The sequence below is a fragment of the Streptomyces sp. NPDC043908 genome (genome assembly GCF_056435525.1).
This window is the reverse complement of the sequence record NZ_JBWKEI010000019.1, coordinates 26,761-41,558: the sequence shown is the minus strand read 5'-3', so window position 1 is coordinate 41,558 and position 14,798 is coordinate 26,761. Positions and strand designations below refer to the sequence as shown.

14 protein-coding genes and 1 pseudogene are annotated in these 14,798 nt (G+C 71.4%); 6 read left to right on the top strand and 9 right to left on the bottom strand.

The window, feature by feature from the left end:
- Together AC069K_RS31675 and AC069K_RS31670 are read left to right on the top strand one after the other, a co-directional pair.
- Positions 1–693, top strand: coding sequence for a class I SAM-dependent methyltransferase (locus AC069K_RS31675; RefSeq protein ID WP_478621997.1), 693 nt, complete (start codon positions 1–3; stop codon positions 691–693).
- 31 nt (positions 694–724) lie between these two features.
- Positions 725–1,255, top strand: a pseudogene (locus tag AC069K_RS31670) (HAD domain-containing protein); the annotation flags it as partial.
- Between the two features lie 152 nt (positions 1,256–1,407).
- Here AC069K_RS31670 and sodN read toward each other — a convergent pair.
- Positions 1,408–1,803 carry a superoxide dismutase, Ni gene (gene sodN / locus AC069K_RS31665; protein WP_067163856.1) on the bottom strand — a complete coding sequence of 132 codons (396 nt, stop codon included), beginning with the start codon at positions 1,801–1,803 and terminating at the stop codon, positions 1,408–1,410.
- A gap of 166 nt (positions 1,804–1,969) precedes the next feature.
- Here sodN and sodX point away from each other — a divergent pair, with 166 nt between their 5' ends.
- Complete coding sequence (gene sodX, locus AC069K_RS31660) at positions 1,970–2,395, top strand: nickel-type superoxide dismutase maturation protease (RefSeq protein WP_358833073.1); 426 nt, start codon at positions 1,970–1,972, stop codon at positions 2,393–2,395.
- Here sodX and AC069K_RS31655 read toward each other — a convergent pair.
- The 4 genes from AC069K_RS31655 to AC069K_RS31640 form a co-directional block, all read right to left on the bottom strand.
- A complete protein-coding gene (locus AC069K_RS31655; protein WP_365111515.1) occupies positions 2,299–2,928 on the bottom strand; it encodes a CGNR zinc finger domain-containing protein in 630 nt (209 codons plus the stop codon). The genes sodX and AC069K_RS31655 overlap by 97 nt on opposite strands.
- Before the next feature lie 191 nt (positions 2,929–3,119).
- On the bottom strand, positions 3,120–3,881 hold the full coding sequence (locus tag AC069K_RS31650; protein ID WP_358833075.1) for an amino acid ABC transporter ATP-binding protein: 762 nt from the start codon (positions 3,879–3,881) through the stop codon (positions 3,120–3,122).
- On the bottom strand, positions 3,881–4,819 hold the full coding sequence (locus tag AC069K_RS31645) for an amino acid ABC transporter permease (protein ID WP_365111519.1): 939 nt from the start codon (positions 4,817–4,819) through the stop codon (positions 3,881–3,883). Before AC069K_RS31645 ends, AC069K_RS31650 begins: the two co-directional genes overlap by 1 nt.
- Positions 4,820–4,891: 72 nt before the next feature.
- Complete coding sequence (locus AC069K_RS31640) at positions 4,892–5,854, bottom strand: ABC transporter substrate-binding protein (protein WP_365111522.1); 963 nt, start codon at positions 5,852–5,854, stop codon at positions 4,892–4,894.
- Between the two features lie 544 nt (positions 5,855–6,398).
- On the opposite strand from AC069K_RS31640, the gene AC069K_RS31635 reads away from it, so the two are divergent.
- From AC069K_RS31635 to AC069K_RS31625, 3 genes are all read left to right on the top strand, one after another.
- The gene (locus tag AC069K_RS31635; RefSeq protein ID WP_358833078.1) at positions 6,399–7,613 is read left to right on the top strand and encodes an NAD(P)-dependent malic enzyme; all 1,215 of its coding nucleotides are present in this window, start codon (positions 6,399–6,401) and stop codon (positions 7,611–7,613) included.
- Between the two features lie 894 nt (positions 7,614–8,507).
- Entirely contained in the window at positions 8,508–9,473 is a 966-nt protein-coding gene (locus tag AC069K_RS31630; RefSeq protein ID WP_468903752.1) for a zinc-binding dehydrogenase, read from the top strand.
- 64 nt (positions 9,474–9,537) lie between these two features.
- Positions 9,538–10,899: a cellulase family glycosylhydrolase gene (locus AC069K_RS31625; protein WP_478621992.1), complete on the top strand. Its 1,362-nt coding sequence runs from the start codon at positions 9,538–9,540 to the stop codon at positions 10,897–10,899.
- 6 nt (positions 10,900–10,905) lie between these two features.
- On the opposite strand, the gene AC069K_RS31620 is transcribed toward AC069K_RS31625, so the two are convergent.
- The 4 genes from AC069K_RS31620 to AC069K_RS31605 all read right to left on the bottom strand — a co-directional run bounded on the left by AC069K_RS31620 (position 10,906) and on the right by AC069K_RS31605 (position 14,703).
- Positions 10,906–11,772, bottom strand: a complete 867-nt coding sequence (locus AC069K_RS31620) for an MBL fold metallo-hydrolase (protein WP_478621990.1) — start codon at positions 11,770–11,772, stop codon at positions 10,906–10,908.
- A 241-nt stretch (positions 11,773–12,013) separates the two neighbouring features.
- Complete coding sequence (locus AC069K_RS31615; RefSeq protein WP_478621988.1) at positions 12,014–12,979, bottom strand: PadR family transcriptional regulator; 966 nt, start codon at positions 12,977–12,979, stop codon at positions 12,014–12,016.
- Position 12,980: 1 nt separating this feature from the next.
- Positions 12,981–13,844: a DUF4097 family beta strand repeat-containing protein gene (locus AC069K_RS31610; protein ID WP_358836626.1), complete on the bottom strand. Its 864-nt coding sequence runs from the start codon at positions 13,842–13,844 to the stop codon at positions 12,981–12,983.
- 676 nt (positions 13,845–14,520) lie between these two features.
- The gene (locus AC069K_RS31605) at positions 14,521–14,703 is read right to left on the bottom strand and encodes a DUF6104 family protein (RefSeq protein WP_101390066.1); all 183 of its coding nucleotides are present in this window, start codon (positions 14,701–14,703) and stop codon (positions 14,521–14,523) included.
- Between the last annotated feature and the right edge of the window lie 95 nt (positions 14,704–14,798).

The window sequence follows — 14,798 nt, the reverse complement described above, 5'->3', positions numbered from 1 at the left end:
GTGCTCGCCCAGGCATCCCCATGGCACGCCCACGCCGCTCAGCGCACCGCCACCGGACTCGCCGAACCCCTGGCCGTACCCGCCCGGATGGAATGGACCACGAGACCCGGCCACGGTCCCGGGGCCGAGGTCCTCGGCCCCGACCTGCGTGGCAAGCGGCTCCTGGAACTCGGCAGCGGCCCCGGCCACAACGCCGCCCACCTCGCCACCCGCCACGCCGCCCGCGTCACGGGCGTCGATCTGGTCGGCCTCCAGATCCGCCGCGCCCGCTCCCACTACGGACGGCTGAACAACCTCGCCTTCGTCGCCGGCCACGCCCTGCACTACCTGCACGCTTCCGACGAGCAGTTCGACGCCGTCTACTCCGTCTTCGGTGCCGTCGGCCTCATCGCCCCTGAGCTCCTGCTCCCAGCCATTGCCCAGCGCCTCACACCCGGCCGGGTGCTTACCTTCTCCGTCCCGCACCCGCAGCGCGGCGGCCGAAGCCCCTCGGGCGACGACCGGCCCCGCCGTGACTACGTCACCCTGCCCGACCGCACTCGGCTCCCCATCGTCCGCTGGGAGTTCGCTACCGACCGTTGGGAGAGGCACCTCGGGCGGGCGGGCTTCTGGCTCACTTCGGCCCAGGAGTTCAACGACCCCCGCATGGGCCGCTGGCCCACCACCTTGCTGATCCGCGCCCGCAAGCTCTGACCGCCGCGTTCATCCGGCCCATGGAGGACCGATGCGCCCGCCCTACCTGCTTCTCGACATCGACGGCGTCCTCATCCCCTTCCCCGACCAACACGGCTCGATCCCGTCCACCCACGTCCGCCACGACGTCGTCCCGACCGGTCGCAGCGCGGACAATCCAGTCCCCGTCTGGCTCAACCCCGCGCACGGTCCCGTCCTCCTGAACATGATCCGTACCGCCTTGGTCACCCCGGTCTGGTGCACCAGTTGGCGTGAGGGTGCCACCACTTTGATCGGACCACTCCTCGGACTTCCGCCGTTGCCCCATGTCGACCTGCCGCACCTCGACATCACCACCAGTCACCCTGACGGCTACCTGTGGAAGCGCGACCACGTCGACACCTGGCTCGGCGACGCCCCGGCGGTGTGGATCGACGACGACTTCACCGATCTCGACCACGCCTGGGCCGTGGAGCGCAACGCCCGTGGCGCGGCAGTCCTGCTCATCCAGCCTGATCCCCGTGTCGGGCTCCGGGCCGAGCACTTGGCGGAAGTCCGAGCGTGGGCGGAGGCCATGGCCGTGCCGACCGGGCGCGTCCGCGCCCGGCAGGTGAAGCGCGGCAGCCCGCTGGGCACGCTGTGTCATGCGCGAAGGAGTCCTGAGACGCCAACAGCACCCGGCTCCGCGCGGATGCCGGGTGCTGTCCGTGATGCTGCCGGAAGGGCGAAGGGGCGTTAGGCCTTCTTCGTCTCCCAGAAGATCCGGTCGATCTCGGCGATGAGCTCCAGCGCCTTCTCGCCCGTCTTCGGGTCCGTCGACGCCTTGGCGGCCGAGAGGGCCTTCAGGGTGTCGTTGACCAGCTGGTGCAGCTGGGGGTACTTCTCGAAGTGCGGGGGCTTGAAGTAGTCGCTCCAGAGCACCGAGACGTGGTGCTTGGCGAGCTCCGCGCGCTGCTCCTTGATGACCACGGCACGCGCACGGAAGTGCGGGTCCTCGTTGGCCTGGAACTTCTCCTGCACGGCCTTGACCGACTCGGCCTCGATACGGGCCTGGGCCGGGTCGTACACGCCGCAGGGGAGGTCGCAGTGGGCGCTGACCTTCACCTTGGGGGCAAACAGGCGGGAAAGCATTCAGCTGTCCTTCCTCGTGATCGTCTTCTCAGGTGGGACATTACTCGGTGGAAGACGCGATTTCGCGAGTGCCCCCGGGGGCTTAGGACAAAAGTCCAGGGTCACCATGGGACTCGTGGCGGAACGTACCGTGGGAGTGCACCGGGTACCGGGAGGTGGGTGGCGGATGACGGATCAGGGGCGGGAGCCGAGGGTGCCGTTGGGGATCGCGGAGGTGACCGGGACCTCCATGGTGCCGACGCTGCTCCACGGGGATCAGCTGCTCGTGCACTACGGGAGCGAGTTCCGGGCGGGGGACATCGCGGTGCTGCGGCATCCGCTCCAGCAGGATCTGCTCATCGTGAAACGGCTGATCGAGCTGCGCGAGGGCGGCTGGTGGGTGCTCGGGGACAACCCGGACGACGAGGTCGTCGACAGCCGGGCCTTCGGCGCCGTCCCCGGCGAGCTGGTGCTCGGGCGGGTGCGCGCCCGCTACCGGCCGCTGACGCGCGGGCGTCAGCGCTCGGTCGGGGTGCTGCTGTCCTGGGCGGTCTCGGCGCTGCGGCCGGTGTTCGCGGACCGGTCGGTCTCCAGGCGCTTGCGCGCCCGGTAGGCGGCCACGTTCGCCCGGGTCGCGCACCGGTCGGAGCAGTAGCGCCGGGAGCGGTTGGTGGAGGTGTCGAGGTAGGCGTTGCGGCACGGGGCCGCCTGGCACAGGCCGAGGCGGTCCACCCCGTACTCCGTCAGATGGAACGCCAGGCCCATGGAGGCGAGCGCCGCGTAGCCCGCAGTGGCGTTCGAGGTGTGGTCCGCGAGGTGCATGTGCCACAGCGGGCTGCCGTCCTCGTCCCGGTGGTCGTGCCCGGAGATCTGCGGGCTGACCGGGAACTCCAGGAGGAGGGAGTTGAGCAGGTCCACCGCCCGGACCTCCTCGCCCGCGTCCGCCGCCTCGAAGACCGCGCGCAGCCGCGCCCGGACCGCCCGCAGGCGCGGTACGTCCGCCTCGGTCGCCCGGCGGGCCGTCGTCGACTCCGACGTGAAGAGCTCGCGGATCACCTCGACGGACGTCAGGGTGTCCTTGCCCCGGGCCGGCTCCTCGGTGTTGACCAGGCGCACGGCGTAGTCCGAGTAATAGGCCAGTTCCACGTGTGATCCTTACGGCGGCAGTAGCGGCGTCAGTAACGGCTGGGCGCGCTTCGAGGGTATTACGCGGACGCGTCCGGCGGGTACGAGGCGGGTGCGCGGCCGGTACGAAGTCAGCCAAGGGCGAAAGGGGCGGTACGGGCCGAGTCGACCCGTACCGCCCCTTTCGTGTGCTACTCCTGGCTCGCCGGCGCCTACAGCACCTTGGAGAGGAACGACTTCGTCCGGTCGTGCTGCGGGTTGGTCAGGACGTCGCGCGGGTTGCCGGACTCGACCACCACACCGCCGTCCATGAACACCAGCGAGTCGCCGACCTCGCGCGCGAAGCCCATCTCGTGGGTCACCACGATCATGGTCATGCCGTCCTCGGCCAGGCCCCGCATGACGTCCAGGACGTCACCGACCAGCTCCGGGTCGAGCGCGGACGTCGGCTCGTCGAAGAGCATCAGCTTCGGCTCCATGGCCAGCGCGCGGGCGATCGCCACACGCTGCTGCTGGCCGCCGGAGAGCTGCGAGGGGTAGTTCCGCGCCTTGTCGGCCAGACCGACCCGGTCGAGCAGCTTCTCGGCGCGCTCGCGCACCACCGCCTTGGCCTCGCCCCTGACCTGGATCGGCGCCTCCATGACGTTCTCCAGCGCCGTCATGTGCGGGAACAGGTTGAAGCGCTGGAAGACCATGCCGATGTCACGGCGCTTGAGCGCGACCTCGCTGTCCTTCAGCTCGTAGAGCTTGTCGCCCTTCTGGCGGTAGCCGACGAGCTCGCCGTCGACGGACAGGCGCCCGGCGTTGATCTTCTCCAGGTGGTTGATGCACCGCAGGAAGGTCGACTTGCCGGAGCCGGACGGGCCGATCAGGCAGAACACCTCGCCCTCGGCCACCTCCAGGTCGATGCCCTTGAGGACCTCGACGGCGCCGTAGGACTTGTGCACGCCTTCGGACTTCACCATGGCGGTCATCAGCTCACCACCTTGGGGGTGCTGCGGAGCGAGGTCAGGGTGGCCCGGACCCGCTGGAACGGAGTGGGCGGCAGCGCACGCGTGGAACCGCGCGCGTAGTACCGCTCCAGGTAGTACTGGCCGATCGAGAACACCGTGGTCAGGATCAGGTACCAGGTGGCGGCCAGGAACAGCATCTCGACCGAGGCGCCGGAGGTCTGGCCGATGTCCTGGGCCTGCCGCAGCAGCTCGTAGAACTGCACCGCCGAGACCAGCGAGGTGGTCTTCAGCATGTTGATGACCTCGTTGCCCGTCGGCGGCACGATCACGCGCATCGCCTGCGGGATCACGATCCGGCGCAGCGTCTTGCCGTGGCTCATGCCCAGCGCGTGGGCGGCCTCGGTCTGGCCCTCGTCGACCGCGAGCAGACCGGCGCGGCAGATCTCCGCCATGTACGCGGCCTCGTTCAGGCCGAGCCCGAGCAGCGCCGTGAGCAGCGGCGTCATGAACGAGGACCAGTAGTCCTTGTAGATCGGCCCGAGGTTGATGTACTCGAAGACCAGGCCCAGGTTGAACCAGACCATCAGCTGGACCAGGACAGGGGTGCCCCGGAAGAACCAGATGTAGAACCAGGCGATGGAGGACGTCACCGGGTTCTTCGACAGGCGCATCACCGCGAGCATGATGCCGCCGACGATGCCGATCGCCATGGACAGGACGGTCAGCAGCAGGGTCTGGCCGACACCGTCGATGATGCGGTCGTCGAAGAAGTAGTCCGGGATGGCACCCCAGTTGATCTTGCCCTGGGCGAACGCGTAGATGATCGCGGCGAGCAGGGCGATCGCGATCACGGCGGAGACGTACCGGCCGTAATGGCGGACCGGGATCGCCTTGATGCTCTCCGGAGCGGCGGGAGGCGGGGTGTCCGCCGGCTCCGTCTTGTTGACGTCAACAGTCACGGGTGTTGCCTTTCAGAAGCCTTCAGGCCCTCCGCCCGGGGACGGGGCGGAGCGCGCCTGGAGCGGGGAGGTTCAGACGCCGCCGTTGATCTTGGCTTCCTTCACGGCGCCGGCCTCGACGCCCCACTTCGCGATGACCTTGTCGTAGTCGCCGCTCTTGATGATCGCGTCGAGCGCCTCCTTGAGGGCGTCGCGCAGCTGGGTGTTGTCCTTGGCGACCGCGATGCCGTACGGAGCGGCCTCGACCTGCTCGCCGACGATCTGGAAGTCCTTGCCGCCGCCGGAGGTCTTCACCGCGTACGCGGCGACCGGGAAGTCGGAGGAGCCGGCGTCGGCGCCGCCGGAGCGCAGCCGGGTCTGGGCCTGCTGGTCGGTGTCGAAGGCCTCGATCGAGATCTTGCCCTTGTCGCCGCACTTCTCGGACTGCTTCTTGGCGAGGTCCTCGGAGACCGTGCCGCGCTGCACCACGATCTTCTTGCCACAGAGGTCGTCCCAGGTCTTGATGCCCTGGTCCTTGCCCTTCGCAGTGTAGATCGACACACCGGCGGTGAAGTAGTCCACGAAGTCGGCGCCCTCGCCGACCTTCTTCTTCGTCTCCGAGTCGACGCCGTTCTGGCGGTCCTTGGTGTCCGTCATGGCCGACATGGCCATGTCGTACCGCTTGGCGCGCAGACCGGTGACCAGGGTGTCGAAGGTGCCGTTCTCGAACTGGAACTTCACGCCCAGCTGCTTGCCCATGGCGTCGGCGAGGTCCGGGTCGATACCGGCGGTCTTGCCGTCCTTGTCCTTGAATTCGACCGGCGCGTACGCGATGTCCGAGCCGACCTTGATGACGCCCTTGTCCTGAATGGCCTTGGGCAGCTTCGAGAAGAGCGGGGCCTTGCTGGTGCCCGCGGAGCTGGCACCGCCGCTGTCCTTGCTCTTCGTCTGGTCTCCGCAGCCGGTGAGCAGAAGGGCGCCGGCGACCGCGATCGCGCCGACCGCGGCAATCCGGGACGAGGCGGCGGTCGTACGACGGGTGGTGCTTGCGGTCATGGTCGGGTTCCTCCGGCGGGTGATGGAGTGGCCAGTGAGTGAACAGTGGGCCGCGGTGCCCGTCCTTGGGCGACACGACCGTGTTGTGTCGGCATCTTGCCATTCGGACCTGCGGATTCAGGGGGGCGCGCATGTCAAAATCGGATAACGGGTCACCCCCGAACCCGAACGGGCCGGTCCACCAAGGCCGGACCATGTGCGGATTTCCCTTCCGGCGGCCGGAAAATCTGCGGTTCATCTCGCGTTGTGGACACGTTTCAGGCCGCATAGCTCACTTGTCCCGACATGCCGCTATGAGTCGTGTCACCACGGCGTTCCGCAGTCGAAATGGACTACTCGGCGCACCCCTCCGTCCGGTAAGAAGGATCCTTACACCCCTCATCCGGGGCTCAGGGCGCGTTGTGCGGCGTGCCCGCGCGTACGTACCTCCTCCCCGCGGGGCGGGCCAACCGCTTCCGCGGGGCACGTACGTGGTGCCCACCCACCCCTCCTCAACAAGGAGTGGCCACCCTCAACTGATGAAGACTTAAGGGGTCAAATCAACATGGCAGCGGAGATCGTCAATCCTCGCAGCGACAGCAGTACCGACGGAGCCTCCTCGGAGGAGCCCTTCGATCCGGCCTTCGCCCTGCACCGGGGCGGCAAGATGGCCGTGCAGGCCACCGTGCCCATCCGGGACCGGGACGACCTGTCCCTGGCCTACACGCCCGGCGTCGCGAAGGTGTGCACCGCGATCGCGGAGAACCCGGAACTGGTCCACGACTACACCTGGAAGTCCCAGGTCGTCGCCGTGGTCACGGACGGTACGGCCGTGCTCGGGCTGGGTGACATCGGCCCCGAGGCATCCCTCCCCGTGATGGAGGGCAAAGCCATCCTCTTCAAGCAGTTCGGCGGGGTCGACGCGGTGCCCATCGCGCTCGCGACCACCGACACGGACGAGATCATCGAGACGGTCGTGCGCCTGGCGCCGTCCTTCGGCGGAGTGAACCTCGAGGACATCTCCGCGCCGCGCTGCTTCGAGATCGAGCGGCGGCTCCAGGAAGCCCTGGACATCCCGGTCTTCCACGACGACCAGCACGGCACCGCCGTGGTCACCCTCGCGGCGCTGCGCAACGCGGCGAAGCTCACCGGGCGCACGCTCGGCGAGCTGCGGGGCGTGATCTCGGGCGCCGGGGCGGCGGGCGTGGCCATCGCCAAGTTCCTCCTGGAGGCGGGGCTCGGCGACGTGGCGGTCGCGGACCGCAAGGGCATCGTCAGCCGGGACCGTACGGACCTGACCGACGTCAAGCGCGAGCTCGCGTCGATCACCAACAAGGCGGGTCTTTCCGGCTCCCTGGAGACCGCGCTGGCCGGGGCGGACGTCTTCATCGGCGTCTCCGGCGGTACGGTCCCGGAGGCCGCGGTGGCCTCGATGGCGCCGGGTGCGTTCGTGTTCGCCATGGCCAACCCGAACCCGGAGGTCCACCCGGACATCGCGCACAAGTACGCGTCGGTGGTCGCCACGGGCCGTTCGGACTACCCGAACCAGATCAACAACGTGCTGGCGTTCCCGGGGATCTTCGCGGGCGCCCTCCAGGTGCGGGCCTCCCGGATCACCGAGGGGATGAAGATCGCGGCGGCAAACGCGCTGGCGGATGTGGTCGGGGACGATCTGGCCGCGGACTACGTGATCCCGTCGCCCTTCGACGAGCGGGTCGCGCCGGCCGTCACCGCGGCGGTCGCGGCGGCGGCGCGGGTGGAGGGTGTGGCTCGGCGGTGACGGTACGGGGGTGCTGCCGCGCCACCACGCAACCCGCAGCAGCACCCCCCGCCGGGCAGCACCCCCCACCGGGCTGCGCCCCACCCCACCGGGCCACGGCCCACCCCGGGGCGGCGCCCCCGCCCCACGGGGCTGCGCCCTCGCCCGACGGGGCTGCGCCCTCGCCCCACCGGGCTGCGCCCCGCCTTCGGTCCCGGCTCTGCCGATCGGCCTGCGTCTGCGGACCGTGGGTGGCTGGTCGCGCAGTTCCCCGCGCCCCTAAAAGCCCATGCCCGAGGCAACCGCCCCGGCGACGGCGTACCCCCCAGGGGCGCGGGGAACTGCGCGAGCAGCCCACGACGGCCGGCAGGCGACCGCCGACCTAGGGGCGCGGGGAACTGCGCGAGCAGCCCACGACGGCCGGCAGGCGACCGCCGACCTAGGGGCGCGGGGAACTGCGCGACCGGCCCTCCACGGTCCGCAGGCGGGTACGCACCTAGGGGCGCGGGGAACTGCGCGACCGGCCCTCCACGGTCCGCAGGCGGGTACGCACCCAGGGGCGCGGGGAACTGCGCGACCGGCCCTCCACGGTCCGCAGGCGGGTACGCACCCAGGGGCGCGGGGAACTGCGCGACCGGGCCTCCACGGTCCGCAGACGGGTACGCGCCCAGGGGCGCGGGGAACTGCGCGACCGGGCCTCCACGGTCCGCAGACGGGTACGCACCCAGGGGCGCGGGGAACTGCGCGGCCAGCCCACTACGGGCCGCAGGCAAGCACGCAGCCCCGTCCGCAGTCGCACAGCGCCCCCAGGGTGCGGGCCACCCCCGGGAGATTCGCCGCCCGCAGGGCAAGGTGCGGCGTGTCACACCCGGGGGCGGTTCCGGGCGGGGCGCGGGCGCCCCTATCGTCGGGGCCATGTTCGCCGCCTACGCCGCACGCATCGACCGTGACCAGCCGCTCTCCGGTCTGGAGTTGGGGGAGCGCCCCGCCCCCGAGGTACGCCCGGGCTGGTCCCTCATCGACGTCCGGGCGGCCTCGCTCAACCACCACGACCTGTGGTCGCTGCGCGGGGTCGGCCTGGGCGAGGACAAGCTGCCGATGATCCTGGGCTGCGACGCGGCCGGCGTCGACAGCGACGGCAACGAGGTCGTCCTGCACTCCGTCATCGGCCAGACCGGTCACGGCGTGGGCCCCGCCGAGGGCCGCTCCATCCTCACCGAGAAGTACCAGGGCACCTTCGCCGAGCAGGTCGCCGTGCCGACCTGGAACGTGCTGCCCAAGCCCAAGGAGCTCAGCTTCGCCGAGGCCGCCTGTCTGCCGACCGCCTGGCTCACCGCGTACCGCATGCTCTTCACCAACGCGGGCGTCCGGCCCGGCGACTCCGTTCTCGTGCAGGGGGCGGGCGGCGGCGTCGCGACCGCCGCGATCGTGCTCGGCAAGGCGGCCGGGCTGCGGGTCTTCGCGACCAGCCGGGACGAGGCCAAGCGCAAGCGGGCCGTGGAGCTGGGCGCCCTGGAGGCGTACGAGCCGGGCGCGCGGCTGCCGCAGCGGGTGGACGCGGTGATCGAGACCGTCGGCGCCGCCACCTGGTCGCACTCCGTCAAGTCGCTCAGGCCCGGCGGCACCCTGGTGATCTCGGGCGCCACCAGCGGCGACCGGCCCGCGCACGCCGAGCTGACCCGGATCTTCTTCCTGGAGCTGAAGGTGGTCGGCTCGACCATGGGCACCAAGGAGGAGCTGGAGGACCTGCTGGCGTTCTGCGCGGCCACCGGGGTGCGGCCGGTGATCGACGAGGTGCTGCCGCTCGACCGGGCGCGCGAGGGCTTCGAGAAGATCGCCTCGGGGGACCTCTTCGGGAAGATCGTGCTGACGACCTCTTGATGGTTCGTCAGAATCCCTGATCTGATCTCCGGCATGTTCACCGACGACATGCCGGAGGTGTTCCATGCGTACGAGCAAGTCCCTGGCGGCCGCGGGGTGTTGCGCGGTCCTGGTGGCCGGCGCGACCGCGGCCCCCGCCGCCCACGCCCGTGACGCGTCCGCCCCGCCCCGCCTGACCGACGAGCAGGGGCGCACGCTCACCCTGCGCGGCTGGAACGTGGAGGACAAGACGCACCGGGGCGACCAGGCGCTCTCCGCGATCACCGAGCGCACCTTCCGCGACCTGCGCGCCCACGGCTTCGGCTTCGCCCGGCTGCTGGTCTTCTGGGACGACCTGGAGCCGGTGCGCGGGCAGTACAGCCAGGCGTACCTCCGCACGATCGAACGGGTCCTGGACTGGGCGCACCGCTACGACGTCCGCGTACTCATCGACGCCCACCAGGACGTCTTCGGTCCCGCGTTCGGGCACCGGGGCATCCCCGCGTGGGCGACGCGGACGGACGGGCTGCCCTTCACCCCGCACCCGGACGACTGGTTCTCCGAGTACTACGAGCCCGCCGTGCAGCGGGCCTTCACCCATCTGTACGAGGACGAGGACCTGCGGCGGGCGCAGGCGGGGATGTGGCGGGTGCTCGCCGCGCGGTTCGCCCGCCATCCGGCGGTCTTCGGCTACGACCTGATCAACGAGCCGATGGGCGAGTTCCGGCCGGGCGAGGACCCGGCGACGGCGGCCCGCCGTATCGAGGCCGAACAGCTCACCCCGATGTACAACCGCCTCGCCCGGGCCGTGCGGGCGGCGGACCGGCGGCACTGGGTGTTCGTGGAGCCGACTCCGGCGGTGGGGGAGGGCGTGCCGACGGGCCTGGGCCGGATCAAGGACCCCCGGACGGTGTACGCGCCGCACTTCTACAACACCGCGATGGAGGCGGGCGCGGACTACGACCCCTCGGCGGGGTGGATCGAGGCGTACGAGTCGGCCGTGACCGCGTATCCGAAGAAGTACCGGGTGCCGGTGGTCGTCGGCGAATGGGGGCCGCTCAACGGCGAACTGCCGCACATGGGGCGGTTCTACACCGACGCCCTGGCCTCGCTGGCCCGCTACACCTCCGGGTGGGCCGGCTATGTGTGGTGCTACGGCGGCGGCTACTGCGCGGCCGACGCGGACGGCCGCCTGCGCGGCAACAAGAAGCTCATGGCCACGCCCTACGCGCGCGCGGTCGCGGGACGGGTGCGCGCGCAGACGTACGACCCGGCGACGCGGACGTACCGGCTCGGATACGTCGCCGACGGCGGCACCACCCGGCTGTCGCTGCCGACGGAGGCGGGGCGGTGGCGGATCACCGTCGCCGGGGCGCGGGTGCGGGGCCTCGACGTGCGGGCGCGGGCGGGCGCGACCGTGACCGTGACGGTCGCGCCCCGTGCCTGACGGCCGCTACTCCCGGTGGATGAGGACGAAGTCCCCGTACGGGTGCGCGCCCGGACGGCCCGCGGTCTCGGCGAGCGCCCGGCGCAGGGTGTGCAGATGCGCGGCGGTGAGCTGGAGCGGCGGCTCGTCGGGCTGGTGGGTGGTGCCGCGCGGATAGTCCTCGTCCGGGGTGGTGGTCATCTCGATGTGGCAGCCCAGGACATGGCTGACCGGCCGGGTCGCGCAGAAGCCGATCAGCCGGTCGGCGGTCTCGGCGTACGCGGCGGCGTCGTCGACGTAGAGCCGTCCCGGGTACAGCGAGTCACCGGTCAGCAGGAGGCCCGTGTGCCGGTCGTAGAAGACGACCGCGGCCGGGTGGTGGCCCGGTCCCGGCACCAGGTCGAGCACCCGGCCGCCGAGGTCGAGTTCGACGGCGCGGTGCGGCCAGTCGGTGAAGCCGAAGTGGCGGGTCACGTCCGCGAGTCCGGGCGGGACGACGGTGGTGGCGGGCCGGTCCGCGAACTGCGCGTCGGCGGCGATGTGGTCGCCGTGGCCGTGGGTGTGGGCGACCAGCAGCTCGTACCCGGTACGGGGGTGGCGGGCCAGCCACTCCTCGATCAGGGCGTCCACGGTGGCGCGCAGCGGGAAGTGGGCCGGGTCCGGGCTCGCCCCGGTGTCGAGGAGCAGGGCGCGCTCGTTGCCGAAGAGGAGGAAGAGGAACGGCGCCTCGAAGTGCACGGACATGTTCTGCCGCAGGAGCACGGTGTGCTCGGTGTACGCGTGGACCTGGATCTCGGGGGCGGGGTCGTGCTTGGGGGAGGGCCAGCCGGCGTGCCAGTGGGAGGGGAGGGTGCCGGGGGTGGGGTCGGGGGTGGTGCCGAGGAAGTCGATCACGGGGTCAGTGTGCAGGGGCGTGGGTCTGCCTGGGGGTGGGGGGTGCCCCCGGCCCCCGTTGTTTGTCCTCGGGTCGGTGGGGGTTGCTCGCGCAGTTCCCCGCGCCCCTGGGGGTTCGTTTGTCTGCGGGTCGGTGGGGGCTGGTCGCGCAGTTCCTCGCGCCCCTAGGGCGGGGGTGCTTTCCCGTGTTGGAGTGTTCTGCTCGGGTCCGGGGTTTCGGGGGCGCGGGGCACCGGGGCCGTTATTCCGTTCCGCCTCGCAGGATCGCTCCGATGTGGGCCGCCGCCGTCGACAGGTGGCGGCGGCTTTCGCGGAGTTGGGTCTCCGTGACGCCGTGGTCGCGGGCCGCGTCGCGGATGTCGTCGCGGAAGCGGTCCAGGAGGCGGTCGAGGTCGCGGGCCGGGTTGCCGGTCGCCGGGTCGTCGGCCCAGGCCGGGGGCGCGGGCTCCTTCACGTCGGCGGCCCACCCGGGGGCGGCGGACTCCGTCACGTCCGGAGTCCACCCGGGGGCGGCGGGCTCCTTCGGCTGGGGGCGGGTGAAGCGGCCGAGCTCCTTGGTGATCTCGGCGAGACCCTCCCGTACGCCCGTCGGCCAGTCGCCGCGCGCGAAGTGGTCCTGCACCTGCTCCGCCACCCGCTGCATCTGCTCCCGCGCCCTCTCCTGGGCCTCCCTGGCCTGGCGGCGCGCCTGCTGGGCGTCCTCGCGGGCCCGGCGCGACTCGTCCTTCGCGCGGCGCGCCTGCTCCTTCCACTCCTGCTTGGCCCGCTTGAACTCCTCCTTGGTCTGGTGCCAGGACTCGCTCTCCACCGGGCCGGACGCCCGCGCCTCGCGCGCCTGGCGGCGTACGTCGTCGCGCAGGTCGCCCGCGGCGCCCCGGACGTCGGCGCGGATCTCGGCGGCGAGCTCGGAGACCGAGTCGCGGATCTCCAGCTCCAGGTCGGCCAGTTCACCGCTGCGGCCCGCGAGCTCGGCGCGGCCCGCGTCGGTGATCGAGTACACCTTGCGGCCGCCCTCGCTGGTGTGGGTGACCAGCCCTTCCGCCTCCAGCTTGGCCAGCCGCGGGTAGACCGTGCCGGCGCTCGGGGCGTACAGGCCCTGGAAGCGCTCCTCCAGCAGGCGGATCACCTCGTACCCGTGGCGCGGGGCCTCGTCGAGCAGCTTGAGGAGGTAGAGGCGCAGCCGGCCGTGGGCGAAGACGGGGGGCATGTCAGAGCACCTTCTCGTCGGCCGGGGCGGCAGGGCCCGCCGTGTCGTGCGGCTCGGGACGGCGCAGCAGCGCGATCGAACCCGAGACGGTGGTGGCCCGCAGGGTGCCGGTGCCCGCCCCGAGCGTTCCGGTGATCTTCTTCGCGCCCCACTGCCCGGTGACCCGGAGGTCGTCGAAGGCGTTGGAGACCGCGCCGCTGGTGGTGTTCGCCTCGACCCTGGCGTCCGCGGCCGGGTGTTCGAGGCGGATGGCGATCTCGCCGGACACCGTGGTCAGCCGGACGTCGGCGGGCTTGCCCGACGGGTCGAGGTCCAGCACCATGTCGCCGCTGACGGACTCGGCCTTCACGGAGGTGGCCGCGCCCTCGATCACCGTCAGATCGCCGGAGACCGACTGGAAGCGGAGGTCGCCGGTGACGGCCTGCGCCTCCACGTTCCCGGAGACGGTCTCCGCGCGGACCTGTCCGGACAGACCGACCAGCGTGGTGTCGCCGGTGACGCCGCGTACGTCGGTGCGGCCCCGGATCCCGGAGACCACCGCGCCCGCGCCGACCACGCCCACCTCGACCCCGCAGCCGGACGGCACCGCGAGCGAGACGACGGCACTGCGCCGCCAGCCCTTGCGGTCGAACCACTTCAGGAAGCCCTTCCAGGGCAGGTCCTCGTAGGCGACGGTAAGGGTCGGGCCGTCCTGGGTGACGATCAGTGGCGGGCCGTCGATGGCCGAGACCTCCAGGCGGGCGGAACCTTCCTCGGTTCCCACGACGTTCACGGTTCCGTTGACGACCCGCACGCTGAGCGCGGTCACCGGAGCGTCGAAGGTGAGTGTGCGCGGCTCGGAAACGGTCCACGTCGACTCGGCCATGGCTCTGCCCTCCCTGGGCGCGGTCATACGCATCATACGCAACATATCGCGTCTGCTGATAGACACGATATATCGCGGGTGGGGGAAGTCAAGGGAAGGCCTCGCGGGGCGGGCCGGGTGTGCAGGCGTGCGGGGCGGGCCCCGGCCGGGGCTGGACTCCGCCCACTGGCTACGCAGTCCCCGCGCCCCTACGGGCTGCGCCCTCGCCCCCGGTTCCGGTTTCGCCGGTCGGTTTGCGGCTGCGGGTGGTGCGTGGCTGGTCGCGCAGTTCCCCGCGCCCCTCAAAGCCTGTGGCCGAGCCGAACAGTCCAGCTGCTGCGGCCCCGCCAGGGGCGCGAGGAACTGCGCGGGCAACCCGAGACGGTCCGCAGACGGGCGATCCCCCGGGCGCGCGAGGAACTGCGCAAGCTACCCGCGACGGTCCGCAGGTGGGGAAGGACGGGGGATCCCTCAGGGGCGCGGGGAACTGCGCGAGCAACCCACCACCCACCCGCAGACGAAATCCCAACCCATTCAGGGGCGCGGGGAACTGCGCGACCAGCCCACCACCGGTCCGCAGCCGAAAAAACACCCCGGGGCGCGGCCCCGTGCGGTGGCGGCCCCGTGCGGCGGAACCGGGGCCGGCGGGGTCGGGGACGGTGGGGCCCTGAGGGGCCCCGGCCGAGGGGGGAGGGGGTTACTCGTCCTCGTCCTCGTCGTCGAGGCGGGCCAGCCACGTGGCGAGGCGTTCGACCGGGACCTCGAAGTCGGGGTTCAGGTCGACGAACGTGCGCAGCTGGTCGGCGAGCCACTCGAAGGTGACCTCCTCCTCGCCGCGCCGCTTCGCCAGCTCCTCGATGCCGCGGTCGGTGAAGTACACAACGTGCTCCTGAACGTACGGGGATGTTCCCCTCCAGGGTATCCGGCGCTCTGAAGGGGTCCCCTGCAACCGCCGGGCCGATTACCCTCGTCATC

Coding starts and splice junctions, on each gene's coding strand:
- sodN (WP_067163856.1), bottom strand. CDS start 1,803: ATGCTTTCCCGCCTGTTTGCCCCCAAGGTGAAGGTCAGCGCCCACTGC.
- sodX (WP_358833073.1), top strand. CDS start 1,970: ATGACGGATCAGGGGCGGGAGCCGAGGGTGCCGTTGGGGATCGCGGAG.
- AC069K_RS31650 (WP_358833075.1), bottom strand. CDS start 3,881: ATGACCGCCATGGTGAAGTCCGAAGGCGTGCACAAGTCCTACGGCGCC.
- AC069K_RS31640 (WP_365111522.1), bottom strand. CDS start 5,854: ATGACCGCAAGCACCACCCGTCGTACGACCGCCGCCTCGTCCCGGATT.
- AC069K_RS31635 (WP_358833078.1), top strand. CDS start 6,399: ATGGCAGCGGAGATCGTCAATCCTCGCAGCGACAGCAGTACCGACGGA.
- AC069K_RS31630 (WP_468903752.1), top strand. CDS start 8,508: ATGTTCGCCGCCTACGCCGCACGCATCGACCGTGACCAGCCGCTCTCC.
- AC069K_RS31625 (WP_478621992.1), top strand. CDS start 9,538: ATGCGTACGAGCAAGTCCCTGGCGGCCGCGGGGTGTTGCGCGGTCCTG.
- AC069K_RS31615 (WP_478621988.1), bottom strand. CDS start 12,979: ATGCCCCCCGTCTTCGCCCACGGCCGGCTGCGCCTCTACCTCCTCAAG.
- AC069K_RS31610 (WP_358836626.1), bottom strand. CDS start 13,844: ATGGCCGAGTCGACGTGGACCGTTTCCGAGCCGCGCACACTCACCTTC.